The sequence below is a fragment of the Saccharopolyspora sp. NPDC045941 genome, assembly GCF_056431445.1.
In genome coordinates, this window is the sequence record NZ_JBWKKU010000089.1 from 23,127 (window position 1) to 33,784 (window position 10,658).

12 protein-coding genes and 1 tRNA gene are annotated in these 10,658 nt (G+C 70.5%); 6 read left to right on the plus strand and 7 right to left on the minus strand.

Translation table 11 applies throughout. The features are described from left to right. Positions 1–4: 4 nt before the first annotated feature. The 3 genes from AC07FN_RS41395 to AC07FN_RS41405 all read left to right on the plus strand — a co-directional run bounded on the left by AC07FN_RS41395 (position 5) and on the right by AC07FN_RS41405 (position 1,812). On the plus strand, positions 5–307 hold the full coding sequence (locus AC07FN_RS41395; protein WP_478400593.1) for a hypothetical protein: 303 nt from the start codon (positions 5–7) through the stop codon (positions 305–307). Positions 308–411: 104 nt separating this feature from the next. Beyond that, a complete protein-coding gene (locus AC07FN_RS41400) occupies positions 412–1,029 on the plus strand; it encodes a TetR/AcrR family transcriptional regulator (RefSeq protein WP_452618684.1) in 618 nt (205 codons plus the stop codon). A gap of 87 nt (positions 1,030–1,116) precedes the next feature. Further along, positions 1,117–1,812: an MOSC domain-containing protein gene (locus AC07FN_RS41405; RefSeq protein ID WP_478400594.1), complete on the plus strand. Its 696-nt coding sequence runs from the start codon at positions 1,117–1,119 to the stop codon at positions 1,810–1,812. Positions 1,813–2,044: 232 nt separating this feature from the next. Here the strand turns inward: AC07FN_RS41405 and AC07FN_RS41410 are convergent, their stop codons facing one another. After that, a complete protein-coding gene (locus tag AC07FN_RS41410) occupies positions 2,045–2,266 on the minus strand; it encodes a DUF3618 domain-containing protein (protein ID WP_093261814.1) in 222 nt (73 codons plus the stop codon). A gap of 146 nt (positions 2,267–2,412) precedes the next feature. Here AC07FN_RS41410 and AC07FN_RS41415 point away from each other — a divergent pair. After that, positions 2,413–2,486, plus strand: a tRNA-Leu gene (locus AC07FN_RS41415). Between the two features lie 488 nt (positions 2,487–2,974). Here AC07FN_RS41415 and AC07FN_RS41420 read toward each other — a convergent pair. Together AC07FN_RS41420 and AC07FN_RS41425 are read right to left on the minus strand one after the other, a co-directional pair. Next, positions 2,975–3,820, minus strand: coding sequence for a hypothetical protein (locus AC07FN_RS41420; protein WP_478400595.1), 846 nt, complete (start codon positions 3,818–3,820; stop codon positions 2,975–2,977). Between the two features lie 136 nt (positions 3,821–3,956). Continuing rightward, on the minus strand, positions 3,957–4,421 hold the full coding sequence (locus AC07FN_RS41425) for a MarR family winged helix-turn-helix transcriptional regulator (protein ID WP_478400596.1): 465 nt from the start codon (positions 4,419–4,421) through the stop codon (positions 3,957–3,959). 114 nt (positions 4,422–4,535) lie between these two features. Here AC07FN_RS41425 and AC07FN_RS41430 point away from each other — a divergent pair, with 114 nt between their 5' ends. Beyond that, entirely contained in the window at positions 4,536–5,357 is an 822-nt protein-coding gene (locus tag AC07FN_RS41430; RefSeq protein ID WP_478400597.1) for an endonuclease/exonuclease/phosphatase family protein, read from the plus strand. A 13-nt stretch (positions 5,358–5,370) separates the two neighbouring features. Here the strand turns inward: AC07FN_RS41430 and AC07FN_RS41435 are convergent, their stop codons facing one another. Beyond that, on the minus strand, positions 5,371–6,516 hold the full coding sequence (locus AC07FN_RS41435; RefSeq protein WP_478400598.1) for an epoxide hydrolase family protein: 1,146 nt from the start codon (positions 6,514–6,516) through the stop codon (positions 5,371–5,373). A gap of 114 nt (positions 6,517–6,630) precedes the next feature. Then, the gene (locus tag AC07FN_RS41440) at positions 6,631–7,590 is read right to left on the minus strand and encodes a TetR/AcrR family transcriptional regulator (RefSeq protein ID WP_478400599.1); all 960 of its coding nucleotides are present in this window, start codon (positions 7,588–7,590) and stop codon (positions 6,631–6,633) included. Positions 7,591–7,708: 118 nt separating this feature from the next. Between AC07FN_RS41440 and AC07FN_RS41445 the strand changes: the two genes are divergently transcribed. Beyond that, positions 7,709–8,200, plus strand: a complete 492-nt coding sequence (locus AC07FN_RS41445; RefSeq protein ID WP_478400600.1) for an FAD-dependent oxidoreductase — start codon at positions 7,709–7,711, stop codon at positions 8,198–8,200. A 109-nt stretch (positions 8,201–8,309) separates the two neighbouring features. On the opposite strand, the gene AC07FN_RS41450 is transcribed toward AC07FN_RS41445, so the two are convergent. Together AC07FN_RS41450 and AC07FN_RS41455 are read right to left on the minus strand one after the other, a co-directional pair. Continuing rightward, positions 8,310–9,662 carry an MFS transporter gene (locus tag AC07FN_RS41450; RefSeq protein WP_478400603.1) on the minus strand — a complete coding sequence of 451 codons (1,353 nt, stop codon included), beginning with the start codon at positions 9,660–9,662 and terminating at the stop codon, positions 8,310–8,312. Positions 9,663–9,860: 198 nt separating this feature from the next. Further along, positions 9,861–10,508, minus strand: coding sequence for a LysR family substrate-binding domain-containing protein (locus AC07FN_RS41455; RefSeq protein WP_478400601.1), 648 nt, complete (start codon positions 10,506–10,508; stop codon positions 9,861–9,863). Between the last annotated feature and the right edge of the window lie 150 nt (positions 10,509–10,658).

The window sequence follows — 10,658 nt, forward strand, 5'->3', positions numbered from 1 at the left end:
ATTCATGGCAAGCGGACACATCACGGCCGACTACGTCCCGGACGGCGACGACTGGCTGGTCACGGTCACGACCGGCGCCGATCGCCGGACGGCCCGGGCGCCGGGCCTGATCGCGGCGCGCGACCAGGCCGATCAGTTCATCGAGCAGCTCGCGCCCGGCAAGGCGGGTCGCATCGTGATCCACCTGCTCGACGGCGACGGCTTCGCCTTCACCAGCGCATACCTGCAGGCCAGGCACGGCCTGTCCGACGAGGCGACCCGCAGCGCCGTGGCCGCCGCGACGGGCCACGCGCGCGGCGCCAGGTGACCGCGCGGAACATCCCGATTGCGTGCACAGTGGACGAAGGCGGCGCGGACCTTAGGATGTCCGGTGTGAAAGCGGCGAGCAGTGCACGCGAGGAGGAACCAGCGTTGGCCAGCGTCGAAACGAACCGGCCGGCCAGCGGCCGGGGGCGCCCGCGCGATGCCACCCGCGACGCGGCGCTGCGCCAGGCCGCGATGGAGGTGCTGGCCGACGTCGGGTACCGGGCGTTGACCATGGACGCCGTCGCCGCCCACGCGCGGGCGGGCAAGGCCACCATCTACCGCCGCTGGGACTCCAAGCTCGACCTGGTCATCGACACCTGCACCCAGCTGGTGCGCCGCAGCATCCCGGAACCCGACCGGGGCACCATCGAGGCCGACCTCGGCGAGTTCCTCCGCAACTTCGCGTCGTTCCTGACCGGCCCGGTCGGCAAGGCGGCGCAGGCGCTGGTCGGCGAGCTCCCGCACGAGCCCGAACTGGCCGCGGCGTTCCGCGAGTCCTTCCTGCTGCCGCAGCGCGACATGCTGCGCCGCATCATCGAGCGCGGCGTGCAGCGCGGCGAGATCCGCGCCGACTCGCCGGTCGACACGGTCGTCGAGCTCGCCGGAGCCAGCCTGATCTACCGCCTGATGCTCACCGACGAGCCGCTCGACACCGGCTTCGTCGACCGGCTGCTGCACGAGGCCCTGCTGCCGCTGCTCCACAGCGCCGCGCCCCGGCGATGATCCCCGGTTCGCACGAGTCGGAGCACCGCGGCCACGCGCTAGGGTGAGGCCACGCGGTGAATGGAGGTCTGCGTGGCGCGGGGATCGGTGACGGAGCTCAATCGCTGGCCGGTGAAGTCGCTGCGCGGTGAGCGCGTCGAAGCGGCCCGGTTCGACGACCGCGGCATGGCAGGCGACCGCGCCTACGCGCTGCTCGACGAGCGCGCCAAGCGTTCGGGCAGGGTGCTGACGGTCCGGCAGAACGCGGTCATGCTGAGCTGGTCGGCGAGCTACGGCGACACCGCCGATCCGACCGAACCGCCGACCCTGCGCGGCCCGGACGGCGCGGACTGGTCCTGGACGGACCCGAAGCTCGCCGACGCCCTCGCCGGCTCGCTGGACATCCCGCTGAGCCTGCGCGCCGCGGACGGGCAGCAGGACCGCGGGCCGACCGTGCTCGTGACCTTCGAGGCCTCGCGGGTGGGGCTCTCCGACGAACTGGGCGCCGACGTCGATCTCCGCCGGTTCCGCCCGAACATCCACGTGACGACCGACCTGCCGGCGTTCGCCGAGGAAACCTGGGAGCACGGCACCGTGCTCACCGTGGGCGACGTGGAACTGGCGGTGACCGGGGACAACTCCGGGCCGTGCATCCGCTGCGCGGTCCCCAGCTGGGACGCCGACGGCCGCGAGCGCTGGCGGGAACTGCAGACCCACCTCATCGACCGCCACGACAACAAGTTCGGCGTGATCATGCGCGTCACCAAACCCGGCGAAGTCCGGGTCGGCGACGCAGTGTCCTGAGTCTTCTGGGCGCTCGTTTGCCTGGCGGCGCGGGTAGCGGCCCCCCTGCGGGAATTACGGTCGCCTTCTCGCTGTGGGATCCCCGACTGCCAATTCACCACGTCGGAGCTGCCCTCGCGAGAAGACGCCTGAGAACCCGCGGCGGTGCAAGCTGCGAGGGCGGGCCGAGCGGCTTCGCCGCTTCAGAACCCGCCCTGCCGCACACCGCCTCAATCCGAGAGGCCCACGGACCTCAGCGGAACAGCTTGCGCACCACCGCAACGGTGACGAGAGCACCGACGCCGATCAGCACGTAGCGCACCCTCGGATCGCTGAGCTTCTCCTGCAGGCTGGACTTGCCGTACTCGACGAACCGCTTCGGGTTCGCCTTGTCGCTCAGTTGGTCCAGCGTGCTGGCCAGCGCTTCACGCGCCTGCTCGATGTCGCGCTCGATGGCGTCTGGATCACGGGCCACGTGTCCTCCTCACCTTCACCTGGCTGCTGACACCGTAGAGCACCGCCGAACCGGCCACGCACCAGCGGTAAGCGTGTCGCGCCCGCAACCCCGGTCGGGAACGCGCCTCCCGCCAAGATCACCCCACGCGCTAGGCTGTGCCGAGCGGGGCCGTAGCCCAATTGGCAGAGGCACTAGGTTTAGGTCCTAGCCAGTGAGGGTTCGAGTCCCTCCGGCCCCACGAGACTCTGGGCGGGGTGTGTTCGCGGAAAGCGCGAACCCTTTCGTCTCGTCATTTCATCGCGGGGGCCGAGCCCCCGCGGACCCCCACGGTGCGGTGGTCGCCTTTCGTCCGCTCCCGCCGTGCCGAGCGTTCCCGGCCTGCTCATCGACCAGCACTCCGATCGGTGACCGCTATTCCCGCTTCGCCTCTGCCGACTGCGGTCGGTGGCCGCCGTTCCTGCCTTCGCCCCCACTGACTGCGGCCGGTAGCCGCCGTTCCTGCCTTCGCCCCCACTGACTGCGGCCGGTAGCCGCCGTTCCTGCCTTCGCCCCCACTGACTGCGGTCGGTGGCCGCCGTTCCTGCCTTCGCCCCCACTGACTGCGGCCGGTAGCCGCCGTTCCTGCCTTCGCCCCCACTGACTGCGGCCGGTAGCCGCCGTTCCTGCCTTCGGTCTGTTGGTCGGCGGAGCTTTTGGAGGACTTCTGGGAGCTCGTCACTTCTGCCCTCACCTCGTCACCAGCAGTTCGGTCGGCACTCTCAGTGCGGCGGACCGCTCGTAATGGACTTGGGGGTTGGCGAGGGCGTAGCCCCCGACGGACTCCAGGATTCCTGCCGCAATCGCTGTCGCGTGGTCTTGGCCGGGGCACTGGTGCGGCCCCGCTCCGAAGGGACAGCCGCCCGTCGCGAGGTCGATCTCGACGACCTCCCCGGTGGCAGATGCCTGTCGGCGGGTCATCCGCACCGGCGGATCGTGCCGCAGCGTCTCGGCGACGATCGCGTCGACCGATCGCTCCCCGTCCGCTCGCAGCATGGCCAGGGTCGCGTTCCCGACCAGGCCCGCGGTTGCGTCGCAGGTCTGCACCAGTAGTCCGATCCTGGCCGCGGTCGGTTCGTCGGGCACCCCACCGAATGCTTCGACGAGCCGGGCGACCGCCTCGTCCGCAGGTTCTTCCGCCCCGGTGCCGGGCTGGTAGGCCTTGGCCACCGCCGCGACGACATCGGCGGGAACCGGAGGCATGCCGAGGGCGGCGACGAGCACGTCGATCGGTACCACCCGAGCCAGCCGCGCCATGAGATCGAACGGGCCGCCGCCGATGACGTCCAGCGCAGCGCACGTGCGTTCCGCTGCCAGCCGGCGCAACCCGGCCGGCTCCACCTCGGCCAGCAAGCCGGTGGCCTGCCGTCGACGTCGGTCGTGCTCGGCGCCATCGGCGAAACGCGCGACACTCCTTCTCAGCCAACGAATTCCCGAGGCCGGGCCACCGTTCGGAACACGTGGCACGGTCAATGCGGGATCGGCGAGCGCCGCCGACACCGCGGCGTGGTCGGCGATTCGGGTCTGCGATGACATGCCGGTCACCGTAGGACCGCGTCGTTTCGGTGTGCGCCGAAACGACAGTGCACCGCGAACGCGAACCGGCCTGGCCCCGCCGAACCCGCCACGCATCGCGACGCGGGTCCACTGTGGGCGGCTCTTCGAAACGGCGTCAGGCGCCGCGATCCGGCTCGGCCGCCTTCTCCCGGTCGCCCCAGCCGATGATCACTTCGAGGCCGCGGAGGAACGTCTCCGTCTCGTCAGGCCCCAGCTCTCGCTCCAGGCGCTCCCGAAGCCGGGCGACCCGTTCCTGGGCCACCTCCCGCTCTTCCCTCCCCCGGTCGGTCAGGTGGACCAGTCGGCCGCGGCCGTCGGCGGGATCGGGTTCGGTGCGGACGTAGCCGGTGCGCTCGAGCCCGGCGACCTGGCGGCTGATCGCCTGCTTCGAGACGCCGGTCATGCGGGCCAGCCGGCCGACCGATCGGGGCTCCTCGCCCAGGTTCCGCAGGACGTTGACGCCTTGCGCCGGGGAGTGGTCCCGGAAGCCGTCCTCTCGCAGGCCGTCGGCGATCAGGCCGTACACGACCGCGTACGCCCGGGAGAGGGACCCGGCCAACGACAACTCGGAGGAAGACACGAGCCGAGTGTAGTCAACTCGTTGACAAAAACGGGAGCCGTCGACCAGCATGGCCAATCGTCAACCAGTTGACCACTACTGCCGGAAAGCGAGCGCGACTCCATGGAGCTCCGGGTGCTCACCATCAACGTCCAGAACGTCCAGGGCGACCCGCGACGAACCGAGCAGATCAACCGCGAGCTGCGGCGCCTCGACCCGGACCTCGTCGCCTTCCAGGAGGTCGTGCAGACACCCGAGCGCAAGCAGCTCGACGAACTCCTCGCCGGCACGGGCCTGCACGGCACCCACCAGAGCGATGTCATGTCGTACGAACCGCCGTGGATCGACCGCTACGGCGGGAGCGCCGTCGCCGCCCGCTGGCCGCACGCCGTGCGCGAGGTCCTAGACATGCGATTGGCCGGGGCAGCCGACGTGCCGTGGTGCACCTTGGCCGTCGCGGTGCCCACGCCCGCGGCGGGAGAGCTCCTCTTCATCGGCACGACCGCCGCGTGGCGCCTCGACGCCGAGCAGGTCCGCGAACAGCAGGCGATCGCCCTCACCGATCTCGACGCCCGGCACCGCCGAGCCCTACCGACGATCATCGCCGGCGACTTCAACGCCGCGCCCGAGGCCGCCAGCATCCGCTACCTCAGCGGCCTGCAGTCCCTCGGCGGGCGAAGCGTCCACTACCACGACGCCTGGGCCGTCGCCGGCGCCTCGCCCGGGCACACCTGGACGGCCGACAACCCGAACGCTCGCGACGTCATCGATCTGGCGGTGCGCCAGCCCCACCACCGCTGGCGGATCGACTACGTGTTCATCGGCTCGTGGCACCAGCATCCGGACGCCCACTGCCGCGTGCGTTCGGTCGAGCTCGCCTTCGACAAGCCCATCGATGGGATTTGGGCGAGCGATCACTACGGCGTCATCGCCGACCTGGAGATCGGCGCCGGCTGAACCCGCGCCGGGTTCAGCGGAGGTCGCGGAAGAAGGTCCGGACGTCTTCGACGAGGGCTTCCGGTTCTTCCATCGCGAGGAAGTGGCCGCCCTTCTCCAGTTCCGTCCAGCGCACGATGTTGTGGTCCCGCTCCGCCCAGCGGCGGATCGTCACGTCATGGTTCGAGACCAGCACGCCCGTCGGCACCGTGCCCTTGCCCGCCGGCTCCGCGCTCCAGTCGGCCGCCGAGATCTCCTCGTAGTAGATCTGCGCCGCCGAGGTGGCCGTTCCCGTCAGCCAGTACAGCGAGACGTCGGTGAGCATCCGGTCGCGGTCGACGCTCTCCTCGGGCAGGCCTTCCGGCGGGTCGGTGAGCTCCTTGAACTTCTCCACGATCCAGGCCAGCTGGCCTACCGGCGAGTCGTGCAGCCCGTAACCGACCGTCTGCGGTCGCTTCGAATTGCACTGCAGGTAGCCGTCGTTGAAGTTCTGCATCGCTTCCCAGCGCCGCTGCTCCACCTCGGTCAGGCCGTCCATCTCGCCGTCGATGCCGACCGGGAACGCGAGCAGGGCGTTGACGTGGACGCCGATGACGTGGTCCGGGTCGTGCTTGCCCATCGCGGGGCCGACCCACGCGCCCGCGTCGTAGCCATGCACGCCGTAGCGGTCGTACCCGAGCCGGGCCATCAGCCGCGCCAGCAGCCCGGCCATCCGCGCCACGTTCATCCCGGGCCCGGCCAGCGGCGTGGAGAACCCGAACCCGGGCAGCGACGGGATCACCAGGTGGAAGGCGTCGGCCGGATCACCGCCGTGCGAGCGAGGATCCGCCAGCGGCTCGATGACGTCGAGGAAGTCCACGACCCCGCCCGGCCAGCCGTGCAGCAGGACCAGCGGCGTGGCGCCCGGTTCCGGCGAGCGCACGTGCAGGAAGTGGATGTTCTGCCCGTCGACGGTGGTGACGAACTGGGGATGCGCGTTGAGTTCCGCCTCGTGGGCGCGCCAGTCGTACCCGGTGCGCCAGTGCTCGGCGAGGTCCTCGAGGTAGCCGACCGGGACACCGCGGCTCCACCCGACCCCGGGCAGCTCGTCCGGCCACCGGGTGCCGGCCAGCCGCGCCCGCAGGTCGTCGAGCTGCTCCTGCGGGATTTCGATGCGGAAGGGGCGTACTTCGTTCGTCATGCCCAGCACGCTATGGGCCGCTTAGGCCACCTGCGGACCTAAGAAATCGTCCAGTCGCGGGGAAAGTGCTCTCCCATCCGACGGAGGTTTCCGGTCGGGCCGGTTCGGCTTCGCTCAACCGAGCTCGCCGGAGCCTGCCGATTTGCCGATCCGGATGGCCAGGCCGTCGAGCAGCGAGCGCAGGCCCAGCTCGAACAGGTCGTCCAGGACCAGGTCGTAGCCTTCGGCGGACAGCGTGGTGAGCATCCTGGTGAATGCCGGGTAGCGCCCCGTGCCGGTGATCGCCTCCAGGCTCGGCGCCTGGTTGTCCATCCACTCGTCCTCGGACAACCCGGAGGCGCCGAGTGCCTGCTGCTCCCGTTCGAGGTGGATCGCGATGCCCTGCACGTGACTGACGAGCAGCACGTGCAGGTCGCACATCGCGGCTGCGCCGAGGTTGAGCCCGTCCAGCGCAGCGAGCGCGAATTCCGCGTGCACCGCCAGGTTGGGCAGCGGCAGCGGCCGGGTGATCGGGGTCAGTTGGGCCAGCCACGGATGCCGCCGGTACAGCGCCCACAGGGTGCGCGCGAAGAGCTCTAGGCGAGCTCGCCAATCGGCCGGCGGCTGGGCTGGGTAGCCGCATTCGCCGAACGCGGCGTCGGCCATCAGCATGACCAGCTGGTCCTTGCCGGCCACATGGCGATACGGCGACATCGGCGCGACCCCGAGCCGGGCCGCGACGCCGCGCATCGACAGCACGGCCAGTCCCTCGTTGTCGGCGATCTCGATGGCAGCTCGCACGATCCGGCCACGGGTGAGGTCCTCCGGCCGGTCGCGCGGCGCGGACCGGTGGCCGGGCTTGGTCGCCGCCTGGCGGCTGGAGCCCTCGACCACGTAGCCCGAGCGGGGCTCGGCGCGGATCAGCCCCTCCTGCCGCAAAGTGGCCAGCGCCTTGGCCGCGGTGGCCGCCGCAACGCCCCACTCCGCCGCGATCCTGCGGGTGGACGGCACCTTGGCGCCGGGGGCCGGCTCGCCTTGCGCGATCCTGCGCCGGAGTTCGGCGGCGATGGCCAGGTACCGCGTTTCCGGCGGCATGCACATCTCCCATCTGTGCTAGTACAGATGAGCAACTGTACTACGCCAGTTTTGGCTGCTATGCCGATGAAATGGCACTGTGTGCGGCGTACGCACGGACGCGTACATCGTCAAAGCAGTGGAGAATCCCACGCGGAACGTCCTGATCTCCGGAGCCGGCATCGCCGGCCCGACCCTGGCCTACTGGCTGCAGCGCAAGGGCTTCTCGGTGACCCTGGTGGAGCGAAGCCCCGGGCCGCGCAGTGGCGGTCAGGCGGTCGACATCCGCGGCGTCGCGCTCGACGTGGTGGACCGGATGGGCCTCGGTGAGCCGATGCGGGCCGCACGCACCCGGATGCGCGGTATGTCCATGTTGGACGGTGCGGGCAACGAGCTGTTCCGGTCCGAAGAGCACACGATCAGCGGCGGCCGGTTGGACAACGAGGACGTCGAGCTGCTGCGCGAGGACCTCACCGCGATGCTGCACGCGGCGACGAGGGACCAGGTCGAGTACGTCTTCGGCGACTCGATCAACGCCCTGCAGCAGGACGAGCACGGCGTCCGGGCCGAGTTCGAGCGCGGCGGCTGGGCATACATAAGTCAGGGCACCCACAGACCAGGGAGCCTCTGAGGTTCCGCTACCCGCACCGCCACGCAAAACGAGGTGGAAAAACCTCAATTGAAACTGCACGAGCACGGGCACGTTCGGGCTCAGCCGGCGTCCGAGATCGTCGCGCCGGTCAGCAGGCGTCGGCTTCCGCCGACAGGTCTCGGTCCTTCGTCTCCGGGGCCAGCCAGGCCCCGACGACGCCGATCGCCGCGTAGGCGAGCATGATCACCGCGATCGGCCACCACGCCGGAGCCGCCGCCGCCATCACCCCCGCGGTGAGGATCGGGGCCAGGCCGCCCGACAGGACGGCGCCGACCTCCTTGACCGTCGACATGAACGTGTAGCGGTGCTTGGCGCCGAACATCTCGACCAGCCAAGGGGATTCCACGCCGTAGAGGTTCGGCAGCGGCCCGCCCACGAAGACCGCGAACACGATCGCGATGATCACCGGGTTCTCCGTGTGGATCAGCGCCAGCGCCGGCACCGCGAACAGCAGCTGGAACACCGCGAACGCCAGGAAGACCGGCCGGCGGCCGTACCGGTCGCTGAGCTTGCCGAACAGCGGCACCGTCGCGAAACCGATCATCGTCCCGATCATCACGCCGGTCGTCGCGACGCTGCCCGCGAGGCCGAGCGTCGAGGCCGTGTAGCCGACCAGGAAGCCCTTGACCAGGTAGACCGCGCCGTTCTCGGAGACCCGGATGGCCAGCGACAGCAGGAACGGCTTCTTCGCCTTCGCGACGTCCCGCCACACGCCGCCGTGCTCGGTCTCGTGCTTCTGCGCCTCGCGGCGGCGGCGCAGCTCCTCGAACACCGGCGATTCCTTCACCGACGTCCGCAGGTACAGCGCGACGAACGTGGTGACCAGGCTCAGCAGGAACGGCACCCGCCAGCCCCAGCTCATGAACTGCTCCTTGGGCATCTGCGACAGCGACAACCACAGCACCGTCGCCAGGAAGATGCCGGAGTTGGTGCCCATCGCGACGACCGAGCCGAAGAATCCGCGCTTGTGCTTCGGGGCGGACTCGACCATCAGCAGCGACGCGCCGGCGAGCTCCGCGCCCGCGCCGAAGCCCTGGACCAGGCGCAGCACGGTCAGCAGCAGCGGCGCCCAGACGCCGATCTGCGCGTAGGTCGGCAGCAGGCCGATTCCAGCGGTGGCCACGCCCATCATCGCCAGCGTGGCGATGAGCACGACCTTGCGCCCGTGCCGGTCACCGACCCGGCCGAAGAACAGCCCGCCCACCGGGCGGATCAGGAAGCCAGAGCCGTAGACGCCGAAGCTCGCGATCAGCGCCACCGCCGGGGACTGCTCGGGGAAGAACAGCGGGCCGAACACCAGCGCCGCCGCCAGGGTGTACAGGGTGAAGTCCATGTACTCCAAGGCGGAACCGAGCCACGAGGACACGGCCGCGCGGCGCAGGTCGGCCGGCGGGACGACGAGCTCGTCGCCGTCCGCGCGCGACGCGGCCGGGGGAATCACGGTGCTCAAGAGATGCGCTCCTCCACGCTGAGGAAACCCCGTGCGGCGCAGGGGTTCTCCGCCCGCGGGCGGTTGAGGGCAGGTCGGCAGCCGATGTGACTGCTGCCACTGGAGGAGAAGCCTCGCAGGCGGAACTTCGTCTCGTCCAATACAAGATTTGTCGCGGACTGATACGCCGCCGGCATCAATTCCGGGCGATCACGGGGTCGGGAGCACCTCCTCGGCGATCCGCAGGACCGCCGCTGCCGCCGGGGAGAGGTGCTCCTGGCTCCACGCGATGGCCTCCTGCGTCCGGTACGGCCGGCCGGCCAGCGGCACGAAGACGACGTTGCTGATCACGTCGATCACCGAGGTGACGGTCAGCGTCACCCCGAGCCCGGCGGCGACCATCGCCATGATGGTGCTCGTCTCGGGTCCGTACTGGACGATCCGGGGCGTGAAACCGGCGTCCACGCAGGCGTGCACCATCAGGTCGCGGAGGCTGGACACGCCGCCGGGCGGGTAGGCGATGAACCGCTCCTCGGCCAGCTCGGCGAGCGCCACGGACTCGGCCCCGGCCAGCGGGTGGTCGGGCGCCACCGCGACGATCAGCTGTTCGTCGAACACCACCCGCGTCGAGACGCCCTCGCGGACCGCGGGCAGCCGGACGAAGGCGAGGTCGAGGCTGCCGTCTGCGACCAGGTCGAACCCCGCCTGCGAGTACACCTGGCCGACGACGACGAGCTCGATCCCGGGCTTCTCCGCGTTGAGCCGCTTCACCAGGCCCGGCAGGCACGCCAGCGGCCCGACGCCGCCGACGCCGATGCGCACCGTCCCGATCTCGCCGTGCGCCGCCGACGCCGCCACCGCGGCCGCTTCCTCGACGGACTTCAGGACCTTTTGACGTCCTCCCCGGCTGAAGGACTCTGTTGCTCAATTTCGCACCCTGTGTGGGCGGGTGGCGGCCGCTGGGGCAAGATCATCACCCTGCTGCTGATCTTCGTGGGTGGTGTGTGG

Coding starts and splice junctions, on each gene's coding strand:
- AC07FN_RS41395 (WP_478400593.1), top strand. CDS start 5: ATGGCAAGCGGACACATCACGGCCGACTACGTCCCGGACGGCGACGAC.
- AC07FN_RS41420 (WP_478400595.1), bottom strand. CDS start 3,820: ATGTCATCGCAGACCCGAATCGCCGACCACGCCGCGGTGTCGGCGGCG.
- AC07FN_RS41435 (WP_478400598.1), bottom strand. CDS start 6,516: ATGACGAACGAAGTACGCCCCTTCCGCATCGAAATCCCGCAGGAGCAG.
- AC07FN_RS41440 (WP_478400599.1), bottom strand. CDS start 7,590: ATGCCGCCGGAAACGCGGTACCTGGCCATCGCCGCCGAACTCCGGCGC.